At 47.9% G+C, this 15,309-nt stretch carries 15 protein-coding genes and 1 other annotated feature (1 of these 16 running past the window's edge); of the genes, 1 reads left to right on the top strand and 14 read right to left on the bottom strand.

The window, feature by feature from the left end:
* Positions 1-84 (bottom strand) — a binding site (T-box leader); it reaches 158 nt to the left of the window's first position.
* Positions 85-142: 58 nt separating this feature from the next.
* The 3 genes from ODZ53_RS15420 to ODZ53_RS15430 form a co-directional block, all read right to left on the bottom strand.
* Complete coding sequence (locus ODZ53_RS15420) at positions 143-469, bottom strand: STAS domain-containing protein (RefSeq protein ID WP_007726674.1); 327 nt, start codon at positions 467-469, stop codon at positions 143-145.
* Between the two features lie 107 nt (positions 470-576).
* A complete protein-coding gene (locus ODZ53_RS15425; RefSeq protein ID WP_372678096.1) occupies positions 577-1,815 on the bottom strand; it encodes an ATP-binding protein in 1,239 nt (412 codons plus the stop codon).
* A 27-nt stretch (positions 1,816-1,842) separates the two neighbouring features.
* A complete protein-coding gene (locus ODZ53_RS15430; protein WP_372678098.1) occupies positions 1,843-3,045 on the bottom strand; it encodes a PP2C family protein-serine/threonine phosphatase in 1,203 nt (400 codons plus the stop codon).
* A 250-nt stretch (positions 3,046-3,295) separates the two neighbouring features.
* On the opposite strand from ODZ53_RS15430, the gene ODZ53_RS15435 reads away from it, so the two are divergent.
* Complete coding sequence (locus ODZ53_RS15435) at positions 3,296-3,478, top strand: hypothetical protein (RefSeq protein ID WP_026133903.1); 183 nt, start codon at positions 3,296-3,298, stop codon at positions 3,476-3,478.
* Between the two features lie 38 nt (positions 3,479-3,516).
* On the opposite strand, the gene ODZ53_RS15440 is transcribed toward ODZ53_RS15435, so the two are convergent.
* The 11 genes from ODZ53_RS15440 to ODZ53_RS15490 form a co-directional block, all read right to left on the bottom strand.
* Positions 3,517-4,512 (bottom strand): phosphotransferase, encoded by a 996-nt coding sequence (locus ODZ53_RS15440; RefSeq protein ID WP_199929030.1) that lies wholly within the window; start codon positions 4,510-4,512, stop codon positions 3,517-3,519.
* Entirely contained in the window at positions 4,499-5,497 is a 999-nt protein-coding gene (locus ODZ53_RS15445; RefSeq protein ID WP_372678101.1) for a phosphotransferase, read from the bottom strand. The genes ODZ53_RS15440 and ODZ53_RS15445 overlap by 14 nt, the downstream gene beginning before the upstream one ends.
* Before the next feature lie 14 nt (positions 5,498-5,511).
* A complete protein-coding gene (locus tag ODZ53_RS15450) occupies positions 5,512-7,038 on the bottom strand; it encodes a LysM peptidoglycan-binding domain-containing protein (RefSeq protein WP_372678102.1) in 1,527 nt (508 codons plus the stop codon).
* Between the two features lie 94 nt (positions 7,039-7,132).
* Entirely contained in the window at positions 7,133-8,542 is a 1,410-nt protein-coding gene (gene hemY / locus ODZ53_RS15455; RefSeq protein ID WP_372678104.1) for a protoporphyrinogen oxidase, read from the bottom strand.
* A gap of 12 nt (positions 8,543-8,554) precedes the next feature.
* Positions 8,555-9,487, bottom strand: coding sequence for a ferrochelatase (hemH, locus tag ODZ53_RS15460; protein ID WP_372678106.1), 933 nt, complete (start codon positions 9,485-9,487; stop codon positions 8,555-8,557).
* 17 nt (positions 9,488-9,504) lie between these two features.
* Positions 9,505-10,542: a uroporphyrinogen decarboxylase gene (gene hemE, locus ODZ53_RS15465; protein ID WP_372678108.1), complete on the bottom strand. Its 1,038-nt coding sequence runs from the start codon at positions 10,540-10,542 to the stop codon at positions 9,505-9,507.
* Between the two features lie 138 nt (positions 10,543-10,680).
* A complete protein-coding gene (locus ODZ53_RS15470) occupies positions 10,681-11,529 on the bottom strand; it encodes a DUF4097 family beta strand repeat-containing protein (RefSeq protein ID WP_064200741.1) in 849 nt (282 codons plus the stop codon).
* 1 nt (position 11,530) lies between these two features.
* The gene (locus ODZ53_RS15475) at positions 11,531-12,082 is read right to left on the bottom strand and encodes an HAAS signaling domain-containing protein (RefSeq protein ID WP_012685532.1); all 552 of its coding nucleotides are present in this window, start codon (positions 12,080-12,082) and stop codon (positions 11,531-11,533) included.
* The gene (locus ODZ53_RS15480; RefSeq protein ID WP_012685531.1) at positions 12,069-12,398 is read right to left on the bottom strand and encodes a PadR family transcriptional regulator; all 330 of its coding nucleotides are present in this window, start codon (positions 12,396-12,398) and stop codon (positions 12,069-12,071) included. The genes ODZ53_RS15475 and ODZ53_RS15480 overlap by 14 nt, the downstream gene beginning before the upstream one ends.
* A 107-nt stretch (positions 12,399-12,505) precedes the next feature.
* Complete coding sequence (locus ODZ53_RS15485) at positions 12,506-14,383, bottom strand: bifunctional metallophosphatase/5'-nucleotidase (protein WP_372678111.1); 1,878 nt, start codon at positions 14,381-14,383, stop codon at positions 12,506-12,508.
* A gap of 88 nt (positions 14,384-14,471) precedes the next feature.
* Positions 14,472-15,263, bottom strand: a complete 792-nt coding sequence (locus tag ODZ53_RS15490) for an alpha/beta fold hydrolase (protein ID WP_372678113.1) — start codon at positions 15,261-15,263, stop codon at positions 14,472-14,474.
* Positions 15,264-15,309 lie beyond the last annotated feature (46 nt).

Here is a 15,309-nt window from a genome sequence, read left to right on the forward strand (position 1 = left end):
TCATGACCTTAGAGAATCTCGCAGCTACTGATTCTCCTCTCTGCCAAGGCGTCCTGACTTACTCTTCCCACTCATCGTTCATATCGTATGTAGTTGTCTTATTGTTAGCTTTCACTATTATATACAATCACGCTGTTTGGCGTCAAACCCGGGTTTCGCCCACTTTTCCAACTGCAATGCCCAGTGCTTCGGTAAAACCGAGAACGCCCAAAATATCGAGAATTTCTTCTCGGACATTGACGATTTCTACCTGCTTGCCCATGGCCAACAGTTCTTTCGTGGTAAAAAACAGGCTTCCAATACCGGAAGAATCTACAAAGGAGACACCTTGAAAATCGACGGTAACGGATTGATTTCGCCCTCCATACTGCTGGAGCAATTCACCCACTCGATCTCCTACAGCCATGTCCAACTCTCCGACGAAAAACAATGTAGCTTGTCCGTTCGCCTCTGTTGCGCGGTAGTCCATGCTCAAACTCCTCTCAATAGGTATCGGTACACCCAATCTGCTCGTCCTTTTACTATATTACCCATTTTCGTTCACTTGCAAACATTTGGCTTTTTGGAAATCGTTGCTTAACGCGAAAGGTTACATTCTAAAATAAGCTTTGTACCCGCCAGCGAGCTGCTCAAATATACACGATCACAGTATTGCAGGATCACGTGAAAGCCGGCTCCAAGCGAGTGGCGTGTAGAAAATCCTTGCTGTAAGGTAGCACGCGGAATATCCTCGAGCAAAATTCCTTGCCCTTCATCATGGATCACAGCCCGGCACATCTGCCTGTCGTTCGACAAGTATAACGTGACCACACCACCATTTCCGTGCTTCAACGTATTCGAAGCAGCTTCGTTGACCGCAACAAGAAACTGCAGCAATCGTTTATCAGAAATGCCTTGTGGTTCCAAGGCCTGCTTGAACATTTTACGTAGTTCTGCAAGCTGCTCCGGTAAACGGATATCAATCGCCAGGAGCTTATGCCCTTCCCGAAGCAAGAAAAATAATTCTTCATCACTAAGCAACAACAGCTTACCTTCTGTGACCACACCCAGAATATCTTTGTAGATCTCCCATTCCCGTCTTTTGCGTTTTCGTTCTTCTGCAATGACGGCGGTGACATCAATCAAGGCGATTCCACAGGTCCGATCTGGCAATACAGATGTGTATAAATCAAACACCTTTGTTCCATCCGAGGTGACAATTTGCTCCCTCACAGGTCCGCCCGTTCCAGCCGCCTCTTCGACCAGTCGTTGCATTTCTCGCTCTACTTCCACACTTGCACGAGCGTCACCCAGCGGACGCACTTCCCCTTCATCGTAAAGATAGAGGAAAATGGTCTCGATCTGACGCAGTATCGATAGCTTTTGAATCTCTTGTTTGATTAATCGCCCCCGCTCGTCGTCTCGATCCTTCCAATGTAACAAGACGTCTGTAGGGTCCAATTCGCCACTCATGTGCCACGTGTGAAATTCTTCCAGAAGCAATCGCTCCAGGACATCTTCCCGTCGCAAAACCTTTTCGATATCGATAATGTGGTAAGGATCACCTGCTATACCACGCAATCCGCTACCGATAATTCGGAAATCATAGGCGAGCTCTATTTCTATGCGTCCGTGCAAATCATGATCAGAACTGCTTAACCCAATGGTCGTCCGACTCACTGCTACCAGCTTCGCCTGGTACGATTCCATCGTTGCTAGGTTCGTCACCTTAACAGTGCGGGGCGGAACGACTTTATTCGCTGCACCGCCAGAACGTAGCGCGACAAGGCAATTATCACAAGTGGGATTGTCCGGACAACGCTCACACAAAATCACAGTTCATCCTCCTATTCACTGACGCAACTACACGAGGGCTATACTCTCTTCAGGCTCAAATTGAAGAATCAACACAGAAATATCATCCGTTTGTTGTCGTTGCTGTGTTATCTCCATTAAGTAGGACTCAACTCGATCCATCGACTCCTGCTTACTGTCACCAGGCATATGTAATAAGGAGGTTAGTTCTTCTAGCCAATGCCTGCTTCCTCGAAACACATCTTTTCTCCCTGTATCAATCAAACCATCTGTGTAGAGTAATAGCATACCCTCTTCTTCTAAGGGTACCTCCTCCATTTGGTACGTGCTATCGGGCGAAAGCCCTAGGCCTACCCCACCCTTGCAGGCTAATACGGTTGGATTCGATTTGGACAAATAAAAAGGCTGAGGATGTCCTGCCCTGCTAAATCGAATTTTGTGTTCCACCTCATCATAGACAGCAACCAGCATCGTAATGTAAGAACGGGTTTTCACCAAATCTGCATAAAGCAACTGATTGAGTCTTTCCAAAATCTCATCCGGCAAATAGCTGGACTGCAACACCTGCCGTACAGCAATCCTAATCCCCGCTGCCCAAATACTGGCCAAAAAACCGTGACCAGACACATCCGCAATGATAAAACAAGTGTAGCGATCATTAATTTGTCGATAATCGATGTAATCTCCGCCGACATAATCGACTGGTGCGTAAACCGTTCTTGTTCGCAAACTGGTCAACTGCAATTCTTCTGTGGGAATGAGCATCGACTGCATGCGTCTAGCCAGCTTCATCTCCATCTCAATTTCTCGCTGTCCTGATGACTGGTCCTGTTGACATCTGAGAATCAACGCCCGGATGTTTACGAGGAGTAACCCATAAAAAGATTTCTCCAGTTCCTTTAGCTCACGGTCGTTGACGTTACTCTGGGCGAACAAACGGACATAACGCGGTGTTTGAGCGGTATCACACTGTTCCGAGACAACAATGCGCTCCTCTACTTCGCGCTGCACTTTTGCGCTCTCTTTGTTGCCACGCTCGATTCGAAAATAAACAACACCTAAAGCCGATTCAAACGAGATCGACAGGAAGCACGGCTTGTCCATTTTCACGAACCACGTATCGACCAACTCTTCTATAAATGGCATAAGACTCTCGTAATTGACCTGGCGCTTGCTTTGCTCATTGCTGGTCATCACCAGATACTCATAATTCTGTTTTAATTCCATTAGTTTGACCAATTGATGATTCATCCCCGGGCCACTCCCATACACACTTTAGCATAATTCTTTCTTTCGGGAATTGCGCAAAGGGTTTTGGCAATTTTCAAAAACATTATGATCACCTTTATTCGTTTCGTCCTAGCCTTCCTGCCCTACACCTTCCCTTTTCAGGCGCCATTCAAACCACTATCTGCTTTCCACGAAAATGTTTTAGGCGTTTGTTCAAGGTTGTAGACACTGTCCAAAGTTAACGCGCATATGCTGGAATGAGGTGATTGTGATGAATTTTCGTTGGAAGTATAACCCCACGTATTTACGGATCAAATACGGATGCAAACAGGTGCTCTTTCCGCTGTTGGTTTTTCAGTTTGTCCGAACGGTTGTGTTTCCTACCTCTTTTGATGTCATCCTTCTTGGTTTGCTAGCCATGCTCTATGTTGCCATCTCTCTTGAATGGTTATAAAAAGAAAAACAACGCCCCACGCGGTGAGACGTTGCTCATTAAAAGGCTTGCTGGACCCAACGATGCAGGCGCATCAGGCGGTCCATATCTTTTTCAAAACGTTGGACAGCGTAAAGCTCGCTCCACTCGCGGGGATGATGATAGTAAATATCCAGGTCCCTCATGATCCTCTCCGGATAGGACAGAAACGAAGCCATCAGTTCAATTTCTTCCGGTTGCAGCGGAAATATCTCGGCGTAGCGATGGAATAGTTGAGAAGCCCCAACCTCATCCCCCGCCATTTGAAAATAAGTACGATAAAATAGCGTCAAATCGCGTACTGGTGTATCAAAACTGGCACGATCAAAATTAAGCAGCCGTCCTTTTCCCGATCGATCTGGTACAACATGCTCTGGATTCGGGTTACCATGGATCAGCGATAAGCGAAAATGAGCATGTGTCTCATGACGTTCTCGCCAATCGGTCAATAAGTCTGTCGCTGTTTGGGCCATTTCCTCAATAAACTCCTTATTTGCCAAAAACACCAGATCAAAAGGAGAAGGGTATTTGCGCTCCTGCGCAAGAGCTGCCGCCTTATTCATTTGTTCTTGCCAATATTGCCAGCGGTTCAGCAAGGAGTCGACAAGCGGCTCTACCTGTCTAGGGTCATCGTAGCGATAGTTTTGTGTCAAATGATGAAGCTCCGCCAAACGTTCCAAGGCGGGGGGCGCCCAAGACAAGGGTTGCTCGGCCCATTCCTCACTCCCTGGCTGCCAGGGGGTTACATAATAGGCAGTGCTACCCTGTTGAACAAAAGGATCATCGTATTTCGTATACGTAAAAGGAACAGCCCCATCCCATCCGCGGTGCTGCAATTGGCGCAGCATATCGCTGACGAAAACAAGACGTTGCGCGGGTACTTGCGCTCGTTTGCATACGAAGGAGCCGTAGGGAGTCGTCGCCTTAAATACATTTGGCTCCTTTAAAACGTCAATGCTCTGGGCATACATGTCATACTCTTTGAACAAAGGAGCAATGTCATCATACCGACTCATAGACTCCCTCCCTTCTCGAACGCTCGGCCCGCTCTGCAATATGTCGAAGTAGCAAGTCAACAGATTGTTGGCTCTGCAAGGCGTGCTCAATACCAGCGATCGACGCTTCTTGATTCAGTGATACCCGTTTCACGTAGGATTCGATACCCCTGTACAGTTCACGGGGACGAGCCATAAAGGCAAGTATCAACGAATAGTTTCCATAGGTGAGTGGCTTGATTTCTTCATAGCCGTCAAAAAAAGCGTCTATCTGCTTCAAATCCTTATGGGTTAAAAAATGATCGCGCAAAAAGGTGGCAACATCGCGTTGCTGGACTGATATGACCGGCCTGAAAAAGCCTCTCAAGTACAGTTTCCCGTTTATCAATCCCCAGTTGTTTCGCAAAAGGTCCCGATGGGATACAGCGACTGCCTCCGTGGTAATTCGCTCATGGGCCAACATCGTAGCGGAACGGTCCATTCTTTGCAGCATAGGGGTCATGAGTTCTGATACCCAACGATTTTCCTTAGAATTCCTCTCATATTTGGCTCGAAATGATTCGACCAGCTCTTTGGCACGTCTTCCTTTTTCTTCTACTTGCTGCTTTTCCTGCTTGAGCAAATCACTTCCGGACAGTAAAGGACTCTCCTGCTGAGACTGATGCATCATCGCGATCACCCGTCCGCATTGCCTCGCAGTGTCCTGGCCAGGCTGATAGTCTTCGATTTGTCTGTGGTGGTCCGTCATAGTAACGCCGCGTTTACCCAAAATCAAAAATGGCTTGGTGTCTCTCGTCCGAATAAACCGCTCCACTTCTCGAAACCCCTGACGAGCCAGTCGTTCGCGCCAGGCAAACGACCAGCGCATCACATCTACACGCGGCCAAACGTGGAGTTCTTTGGGGCCCCGGTTTGTCTCCAATAAATAGCAATCATCAAGGGGCGTAATTCGGATTACGCGGGCCCGATATTGCTGGAAAACCTCGGAGAGATCAATTTTATCCACGGTCCCCCACTCCTCTATTGTGGGATGTACAGAATCTGCCCTGCTACGAGCTGCTCAGAAGTTAATCGGTTAACTTCCACGATTTTTGAAACTGGCAAGGAGTATCGCTGTGAAATATGCTCTAACGTCTCATCGCGCTGAATAATGCACATTTTCAGCTGACTGGAGCGCTCTTCTTTTTTCCGGACAAACGATGTGAGATTTTGCATGGCCTCCACCGTAGAAGGGCTGGCATTCGCCGTAGACCCATATCGTGAAGAGCTAGAGGAAGATTCCGCCTCCTGTGCCATCGCTTCCTGCTTGGCACGACTCGCTTGAGAGAAGATGGAAGTAATGTTCACGCTACTTTTTTCTTCCTTGGAGGGTTTCCCTGAAATCGCCACTCGTACTTCTACATCTTCCGCGGCAGCCTCTGGTTCTGCTACGACTGCTTCTGCAACGACTGGTTCTGCTTCTTGCTCAGGTTCTGGCTCAGATACTACACTAGCTTCCACCGCTTCTTGCACAGCTTCATGCACAGCTGCTTCCTGCACAGCTTCCTGTGACTCTGCTTCGACTGATGAGCCAGTAGGTTCATTAGAAACTGGTTGGTATCCGATTGCCTGTTGATCGTGTAGAGCCAGTATTGGCTCCTCATGTCCCTGTTCTTTTTCGGCTATTTCTCTCATCTGTTCTTGCTCATCTGCCAATACCGGCTGCTCGGAATAGGAGTCAGAAGAATCGTACGAAGCAGTTTGTTGGGAATCGAAGTCATACGAAATCGGAGCAGTCTCCCAAGATTCTTGTTGATCGGGCTGAGCCACTTCCAGTACATCCCCATATTGCTCGTAGTATTCATCTTCATTGGATTGAGCAATAGCCGGGGTATCGAACATGGAAGGAGATTCGGTTGATTCATAGGATGCTGGCAATGCCTGCCGCTCCAATTCCTCCTCCAGCGCACTCAGCTTTTGATCAATGTCATCGAGGGACGTCTGCTCCGTATATTCCTGCCCATCATCCCCAGCAGCGAAGGTGTATTCCCATGCTTCTTCGTCTGGACCGGCAGCCTGCGTTTCGATCTGCTCTGCTTGTTCATTTCGATTCCCAAGGACTATCCCTAAAATCTTCAGATCGGCATCGATTAGCATTTGATGCGGTGATTCCAGTTTGTAGTCAAAGCTGTCCACAATCGCGTAGATGTCGCCGATCTCCGTAATCCGATCCAATGGAATGGTGATATTCAACGGAATGCGATGACCGATCTGTTCCTCCCAGCCATAAAAGGCTTGATCCGATGCTTCCTGGCGAAAGGGAGTAAAAGTCATGGCCTCAACCAGCGATTCTCCTTCGCCGCCTGTCGCTTCTGCGGCTTCCCTGATTGGCTCGTACTTCCCTACTAATTGCAAGCAACCCGTGATCGAAATGAAGGAGTCGTTTTCCAACACCTCCACATCTGGAACCAATTCCAGCTCTTGCAATTCACCTATTCCAGCTCTATCGGATGAGAGGAAAATGGTCTCCTTGATGGCAAAAGAGAGTTGCCCATCCTGTAATGCCATTCGTGCTCCTCCTTTCAAGTGCAGGACATTTCCCTATACTATATGGACAGGACGAGCCGTTTAGCACCGAAAAAAAAGGAAAAACCGGGGTTATCTATCTCCCCGGTTTTACTGAAGCTATCCATTCTGCTATTGCTTTTTTCCCCTGATCAATACAATCTGGTACACCTACGCCACTGTACGACGCACCTGCCACGATAACACCAGGGAGTTTTTCTTTTAATTGATTGTTCACATCCTGCACCCAAGCCTGATGTCCCACAACGTATGGAATGGCATTTTGCAAGCGTGATACGTTATAAAAATCCGGCTCTGCTCGAATCGTCATAATCTTGCGCAGATCGCGGAGGACAACCTCCAGAATTTCCTCGTCCGTTTGCTCCATGAAGGATTGCTCTCCTGCTCTCCCTACAAAGCTACGCAGCAAGGCTTTGTTTTTCGGCGTCGTATGCGGCCATTTGCGATGCGCCCACGTACACGCCGTAATTTTTGCACCAGAATTCCGCGGTACAATAAATCCTGTCCCTTCCATCCCTAAATCAATGGCTGACTCTGGAAACGCCATCGCGATGGTTGCCACCATATGCGGCTTCGCTTGTGGCAGGGTAGGAACTTGTACATACGGACGGAACAATGGCTCTGCCACAGCATGTGGTACGGTAAACAGCACCGTATCCGTCTCAAGCGTTTCTCCATTTTTCAATACCAAGGTGTACTTCCCGTCTGGCCGTTTTACCAGTTCTTTGACACCGGTATTCTTCGAAATGACTTCTTCAGGCAAGCTCTTCTCGATTGCCTCAACTAAAGACTGCAAGCCGTTGTTCAACGTCAGGAAGATGCCTTTTGGCTTTCCCTGCGTTTTTGCTTGCGGGCGAGAATGCTTCATCGCTACAATCAAGCTGCGATGCTGCTCTTCCATTTTAGCGAATTGAGGAAAACTCGCAAGCAAGCTGAGATTGTCGAGATCCCCGGAGTAGACACCGGACAATAAGGGCGCTATAAGATTATCAATAACTTCATTACCTAGCCTACGCCGAAAAAAGTCACCCACGGAGATATCGCCGTCTCCTTTTGAGGCAGGAAGAACGAGATCCAAAGCAGCCCGAAGCTTGCCCGGCCAAGAAATGAGATCGGTCGTGACAAAAGGCATGACCTTTGTCGGTACACCCATGACCGCTCCTTCTGGTATAGCCTTCAGGCGATCCTGATGCCAAATATAAGCTTGGCCTGTACTGTTGCGAACGAGATCATCCCCAAGCCCCAAGTCCACTGCCAGCTCAGCCGCGCTTGTTTTCCGCTCGAGAAACGAATCGGGACCTTGCTCAATGACAAATCCTTCGTGACGCCATGTCTTGATTTTCCCACCAAGTCGTCCCTGCTCTTCAAGCAGTAGAAAACGGATGGGCAAGCCTTTTGCTTCGATTTCCTTTTGTAAGTAAAAAGCAGCGGCCAACCCTGTTATGCCGCCGCCTATAATTGTAATATGATAGGTATTATCGCTCATATGATCGATCCCCTAATTCGCCAGCTTCTTTCCGACTGCATCAGCCAGACAGGAAATGAACGCAGGTCTGGCGTTAGGCATCGCTGGACGATAGTAATGTACCCCTAGCTCATCTGTAACCGCTTTGCATTCCACATCATTATCAAACAGAACTTCCAAATGTTCCGCAACAAATCCGACCGGACAGTAAACAAATGCTTGGTAGCCTTTTGCTTCGTACAGCTCTCTGGTCAAATCCTGTACATCTGGTCCCAACCACGGATCAGGTGTATTTCCTGCGCTTTGCCATCCGATTGCATAGGAAGTGACCCCTGCTTGCTCGGCAATGAGCTTTGCTGTCTCTTCCAGTTGCATTGGGTACGGATCACCTGACTTCAAGATTTTTTCCGGCAGGCTGTGAGCGGAGAAGATTACGACTGCTTGTCCACGCTCTTCATCCGTCATCGCGGCAAACATCTCTTGAATAGCGTCCGCCCAATATCCGATGAAGCCTGGTTCCAGATACCAGCTCTCAATGCTGTGGATGACAGGTCCGCCAATTGCAGCGGAATGCTCTTGTGCTCGTCCATTGTATTCTTTGACGCTGTAGCTGGAATAATGAGGCGCCAGAACAAGACTGATCGCTTCCGTAATTCCATCGCGTTTCATTTGCTCTACTGCGTCTTCGACAAACGGAGCGATATGCTTCAAACCAAGGTACCCTACAAATTCACGGTCTGGGTAACGTTTGTTCATTTCCAGCTCGAGCGCGCGCACCTGCTCATCTGTAATGTCTGCAAATCGATTCAATCCATCTACAGCCTCGTAACGTGCCATTAAATCATCGAGCAGTTCTTGTGGTGGCTTACGACCACGGCGAATGTGTGTATAGTATGGTTCAATCTGTTCAGGACTGCGTGGCGTTCCATACGCCATTAACAAGAGTCCGATCTTCTGCTTTGACATGTAAGCGCCCCTCCTGATTAGATGTCCCTTTTGTAACGATGGATGAACTTCGTGAGTTGTTGCAGCGTTTCTACTTTAGCGTCTGGGAATACACCGTGTCCCAGATTAAAAATGAAGCCTGGCTGTTTTGTGCCCTCATCCAAAATTTCCTTCGCCTTTGCTTCGAGCTTTTCCCACGGAGCCAGTAGAAGCGTTGGATCCAAATTGCCTTGCAGCGTCTTCGTCACACCCATTTCACGAGCAGTTGTAATCGAAGTACGCCAGTCCAGACCAACCACATCAACAGGCAAGCGGTTCCAATCCATCAAAAGATGACCAGCGCCGATACCAAAATAGATCGTTGGCACACCAGTATCTTTTAGTGCGTTGAAGATACGGGTCATGACTGGTGTAATGTACTCGCGGTAATCTTCGTCATTCAATGCACCGACCCACGAATCAAATACTTGAACAGCTTGCGCACCTGCATTAATTTGCGCTTTGAGGTAGGTAATCGTCATATCGCCCAGTTTTTCCATCAGCGCCTGCCAAGCAACTGGCTCGGTATACATGAATGCTTTTGTCTTATGATAGTGCTTGGAAGGGCCGCCTTCGATCAAATAGCTAGCCAGTGTAAATGGTGCTCCTGCGAAACCGATCAATGGAACAGATAATTGCTGACGCAAGATCTTAATGGATTCAAGTATGTACGGCACATGTGTTTCCGGATCGAGCTCAAGCAAACGCTCAACATCCTTCAAGGATTCGATTGGGTTTGCGATTACAGGACCAATCCCCGATTCGATATTCACATCTACGCCAATCGGTTTTAGTGGCGTCATGATGTCTGCAAACAAGATTGCAGCGTCAACACCCAGTTGCTCAACGGGCAGACGTGTCACTTCCGCACAAACTTCCGGTATGTAATTCATTTCAAAAAAGCTATGCTTCGCGCGGATGGCGCGGTATTCTGGCTGATAACGCCCCGCCTGACGCATGTACCAAACCGGAACATGCTCTGTCGCTTCACCGCGACATGCTTTCAAAAACGTATCGTTAAAAGTTTTTGCGGTCATGAATAAACCTCGCTTTGCACAATTATGTTTCCTTCAATATGATACCATTCGTCATTCGACAAGGAATGTCTCTTTTGTGTCAAAATCTTTTCGTTTCTTCCATTTCCAATCCTATCCATCAGTGTTTCCAAACTCCTCCTATTGAATGCGAACGTCCCCAGTAGAACTTCGCACAGTCATTTTGGGTCCACCCGATCCAATCGATGCCTTCACTCTGTATTCCTCGTCTTTTTCATAGGTAAGGTTCGACCAGGTGGTTTCGATGGAACCTGTATCTGTCGTCACTTCCAGCTGTGCTGCAGAAGGCTCCTTGGTTACTGTCACTCGAATATCCCCCGTATCCGTTCGGATGGAAACGTCATGGGTCAGCTCTGGCATTGTCAGTTTATCAATCTCGCCAGTAGAGCTTACAATGGCAACGGCCGAGCGAACATTCGCCAAATTGATATCTCCTGTAGCTGTCTGGACGTCAAGCGCTTCTCCTTCATAACCCGACACGTTCACATCTCCATTGCCGGAGGATATTTTCGTGTTCTTTGCATGCAGCATTCCACTCTTGATATCCCCTGTCATCGTTTCAAGCTGGACATTTTCATACACCTTTTCCGGCAGGAAGAGCTCCAGCTTTACCTTCCCATTGCGAGGATAAAACATATTGACGTGAGGACGTTCACGCAGTTCTACGAGCAGCGTACCATCTGGTGAGATTACACTCCGAAACTCCAGTCGCTCCTGCTGTTGTTCGGATACTTCCCCAACCATCCGTACGCTCGCTTTTGGTTGCTTGCTTGCCAAGATTTCCACATCAGACGCTTCCGTCCGCACCTCAATCGCTTTGACCTCTTGTTCGATCACGCGCTCTTCATTCACTTGTTTTAACGAAAAGGAGAAATTTTCTTGCTTCGTAAAGAGCCAGATGATTCCACATACACCAATGATGAATAAAAGAAGACTTATGCCAAAGAGTCTTTTCCCTAAGTTTCGCATCTTATTTCCCCCTGATCATCTTCACGTTGAACTGGAGATAACGCAAGAACTGGCGATACAGCCATTTTGTCAATCGCAGCAAGCCGATGGCAAGCATACCGCCCAAGCCTACGGAAACCATGCTGGAGAACAACAAGAAAAGTCGCTCTTGAGATGGAGCAGGAATCCCGTAATCCAAGAATATTCCGACTGGCGCGACCAACAGTGCGGCAGTCATCGCATACAACCCCATCAGTATACCGATCAGGCCTAGAAATGGCCCCAAAACAAAGACGAGATTGAAAAAACCCAAGCTGATCGTCGCGACAATCGCTCTCGTCATATTCCCTACCGATGCGGTGGACTGAGCTTGATCAATTCGGTAGCCAGCCAAAAGCTCGCGTGCCACTAGCTTCGGACTTCCCAATCCTTCCGCTATCTCGTGCTCCGTCTTCCCTTGATTCATACCCGAGAGAAAATGCTCTGTATAATCGGCAAGGATGTCTAAGCGTTCTTTATCGGGCAAAGCGCTAAGTAATGCATTTAACTCATCCATAAACTCACGCCTTGTCATATCCGAGTCCCTCCTCTATGATCTCATTTACCCCGCGGTTAAATATTCGCCACTCCAAGATAAGGTCATTCATGTATTGACGTCCGCGATTTGTCAGCTGGTAATATTTCCGTGGGGGTCCCTCTTGTGATTCCGCCAAATAGGTCGTAAAAAATCCTTCCTGGGTCAATCGGCGAAGCAAGGGGTAAACCGTTCCTTCAGAGATATGGAATTTTTCAGAGATGCTCGCAACTAGTTCGTATCCGTATCTGTCCTGCTTAGCTGTCAAGACGAGAACACACAGCTCCAGAACCCCTTTTTTAAACTGTACGTTCATCAACATCACCCATGTAAAAGCTTACCAAATGGCTACTCTATATTGCAAGGTACTTCATAATAAAAGACGGACAGGGAGGTTTTTCTCCACCCCTGTCCGGTCAAACCTTATTTTTTCACTTCAACAATGCGGTCTTCTACTTTTGGATTGACAGTTTTACGCTTGACCAGACCTTCCTCCACAATGCTGTACATGGACAGGCCTGTGTTGAAGAATGGCTTTTTCAACGATTCGTAACCATCTCCACCTGCTGCCAGGAAGTCGATCGTTGCCAATTTATACGTTTTCGTCAGGTCAAGCGGCTTGTCGCCAACTTTTACTTCTACTACGCGCTCACCAGCTGGCTTGGTTGGGTTGTAAGTGAAGCTCATGCCGCTCACTTGCGGGAAGCGTCCTGCTCCCTCTTCTACCTTGCTCACGCCGTTTTCGAGGGCTTGCTTCAGCTCTTCGCCTGTTACTTCTACGACTGCCAGTGTATTGTTCTCGAATGGCAGGAGCGTGTACAGACCTTTTTTCGTGATATCGCCTGCTGGCAGCTGTGTACGAATTCCGCCGCCGTTCGCCAGTGCTACATCTGCCTCATAGCCTTTGATGGACTTCGTGCGCTCCAGCATGATATCTGTGATCAGGTTACCAACGTTTGTTTCTTTCGTACGTACCAGTGCACGGTCACCATCGAGTGGCACTTCGGATTTCGCAATGACAACATTCATAACCGTATCGATCTTGCTCACGATCTCTTTAACCATCTTATCTACATCTGGATCAGCCACAACTGCTTCATCGTACTCTTTCAAACCGCCGCTGAATGCTACCAGTTCTTTTCCGAGGTAGTAGAGGTCAGCGCGTCCGAGAGACTTGCCGTACTCCCAGTCTTGTACGATGTATGTGCCGTTTACAAGTTCAGGTTCTTTCAGCGGAGTATGGGAGTGACCACCAACGATCAGGTCAATACCAGGAACGTTTTTCGCGATTTCACGGTCTACGTTCACGCCGATATGGGAAACAACAATCACGTGATCTGCTTCTTTTTTCAGCTCAGGTACAAGCGCTTTTGCCACTTCTACCGGGTTTTTGAATGTCAGTCCTTTTACGTTGTCAGGGTGAGTCAATACAGGTGTGTCTTCCGCTACGAAACCAACAAAGGCGAATTTCTTCCCGCCAATCTCTGCTTTGAAAACAGGTGGCAGCAATTCTTTTCCATCTGACTTGAATACGTTAGCAGAGATAACCGGATGCTCGAGCATGTCACGCAGCTTGAGCAATTGCTCATAACCGAAGTCAAACTCGTGGTTACCTGCAGCCATTACGTTGTAGTCAAGGCTGTTGAGGATCGGAACAACAGATTCGCCTTTGAATTGGTTCACGAAAACGGTACCTTGGAAGGTATCACCAGCGTCCAAGAGCAAGAAGTTTTCGTTCTCTGCACGCCATTCCTTGAGCAAGGTTGCGATTTTGGCAAAGCCGAATTCTTTTTGGTTCTTGTCTTCTTGAATATGACCGTGTGTATCGTTGGTATGGGCAATCGTTACATGTGTGGTAGCCGCATCACCCAATGCCTGGAAAAATTCACCGCGCGTTACAGTCGCCTTGTTGTCGAGCTTCACTTTGTAGCCCAGTTTGTCAGCCATTTGTGTAAGCTTCGCAGATGTTACCGCTTGCGCAGGGTTTTTATAGTCATCTTGAGTAAGAGCACCTTTGCTCTTTGCCCAGTCGAAGTAAGGAGTAGACCAATGAGCACCTTTAGCGGCAGCTCCCACTTTTGCCTCTTTCAATTTGGAGAAAACAACAGTAGCTTCTGCGAGAGTCACGGCACGATCCAAAGCAAGATCGCCATTTTGACCCGCTGATACAATTGCCTTTTTCACCATCCAGTCAACGTGCTGTACGGGATGCAATGGTGCTGCAAATGCTGAGGAAGACATCAGCGATGCAAATACGATAGATGCAAACGCCGTCATCGTAATCCGACGTGCCTTTTTCATGATAATTTCCCCTCTCGTCTATGTATAAATAAATAGGATAACGTTTTCATTATAGCAAAATCTGCTAGGACTATGGTGTGATATTTGTTTAGTTTCTGTTTAGAAAGCTCTTGAAGGCTTCAGCCATTTTCTCTGGCGATTCAACCATGCCCATATGCCCAGCATCAGGCAACAGCACTTGTTCGACGTTATTTTTATCTACCGTAAAAGTTTTTTCAGCAGGAATGATCTGGTCCTCTGTTCCTGCGACTAATAGTACAGGTAATGTCGTTTCTTGCAGCACATGATTGCGATCCGCTCGATCACGCATAGCGATTAATGTTTGGACGGCTCCAACCGGGCTCGTCAAAAAGCCAATTTCTTTTGCCAGCTGGACTTCTTCTCTCATCGTGTCGATATGGGAAGGGGCGAACAGCTTCGGTACGAGGGCTTTGATAAACGGCTCCATTCCATTTTGGCGGATGTTGTCTGCGCCTTTATCCCGATTGGCTTTAGCAGCATCGTCATCCGGATATGGCGTCGAATGGACCAAGCCAAAGCTCGCCAGCTTGTCCGCGTATTGATTAGCAAATGCCAAGGTCACATAGCCACCGAGTGAATGTCCAAACAGATGAATCTTCGCTAAACCAAGCTCCTCTACAAGCAAAGCCAGATCGTCTGCAAAGCGCTCGATCGAATACGGTTCATCAGGCGCCGAGCTGTCTCCATGCCCACGCAAATCGATTGCAATGACACGATGCGTTTTAGACAAGAGCGGCACTAGCTTATGCCAGTAAGCTGAGCTCCCGCAAAAACCGTGGATCAAAACAAGCGATTCCCCCGTTCCTTCTTCTACATAGGCTATTTTGATGCCGTTACTTAGTTGGACTTCCTTTTTCATCGGTTATACTCCTTTATTGTTTGTTTACTTCTTGTCAAGAAGTGCT

It is taken from the genome of Brevibacillus sp. BD137, from assembly GCF_041644655.1.
GTDB lineage: Bacteria > Bacillota > Bacilli > Brevibacillales > Brevibacillaceae > Brevibacillus > Brevibacillus brevis_D.